This window comes from Chloroflexaceae bacterium, from assembly GCA_025057155.1.
Classification (GTDB): domain Bacteria; phylum Chloroflexota; class Chloroflexia; order Chloroflexales; family Chloroflexaceae; genus JACAEO01.
Map to the genome: position 1 here is coordinate 1 of JANWYD010000097.1, position 236 is coordinate 236.

A 236-nucleotide genomic window follows, 5' to 3' on the forward strand; every position below is an offset into this window, starting at 1 on the left:
GTGAGCCTACCTCCTCCCGGTCGTCTCGCGCCCCAGCAATCCAAGCAGGACCACATACGGCGTTCCCCGATTTTCCGGGTGGTATTCGAAGCGCGCCCGCTCGAAGTACTGCGTCAAGTACATTTTGCCGTCGGTTGGGTTGATTTCCATGAGCGGCGGCGAGAGCGGCAACCCGAAGAGCGCCAGGCTTTCCTCCAGGGTATACCCCGGTCGCCCGTCCAGGTTCAGCCCGCGGA

1 protein-coding gene is annotated in these 236 nt (G+C 63.1%); it reads right to left on the reverse strand.

What is annotated here, in order from left to right:
- Positions 1-6 precede the first annotated feature (6 nt).
- Positions 7-236: hypothetical protein (locus NZU74_20465; protein ID MCS6883702.1), on the reverse strand; the 230-nt coding region annotated here is incomplete at its 5' end.